At 64.1% G+C, this 404-nt stretch carries 1 protein-coding gene; it reads right to left on the bottom strand.

Annotated elements, in window-relative coordinates; all coding sequences use genetic code 11:
• A partial coding sequence (locus JYB63_RS22620) for an alanine racemase (RefSeq protein ID WP_205660188.1) occupies window positions 1-404 on the bottom strand: 404 nt, incomplete at both ends.

Genomic DNA, 404 nt, shown 5'->3' with positions numbered 1-404 from the left:
AGGCAACGCGGCAGCGGTACATCGGCCGCCGCCGCCTCGATGGTGGCCATCTGCTGAGTTACGCCTTCCGGCCCGTCGGCGGTGGCGAAGTGACTCATCAGCGTAAGCTCGGCAATATTGGCGACAGCCTGCGCCCTGCGCCACACCTCATGCAGGCGCTCGGGCGCAAACCCCAGCCGATTCATGCCGCTGTTCACTTTCAGATAGACATCAAGCGGCGCACTCAGCTTTGCGTCGGCGATCGCCGCCAGTTGCCAGTCGCTGTGCACCGCCGTCGTCAGGCGATAACGATCGAGCAAGGCCAGATCCTGTCGCTGGAAGAAGCCTTCCAACAACAGGATCGGCCCCTGCCAACCGGACTCGCGCAGCAACACCGCTTCGGCCAGATCCAGCATGGCGAAGCC

The sequence above is a fragment of the Aliamphritea spongicola genome (assembly GCF_017051665.1).
In the GTDB taxonomy this organism is placed as follows: Bacteria; Pseudomonadota; Gammaproteobacteria; order Pseudomonadales; family Balneatricaceae; genus Amphritea; species Amphritea spongicola.
The sequence above is the reverse complement of the archived record's forward strand: the minus strand, read 5'-3'. Positions and strand labels throughout refer to the sequence as shown.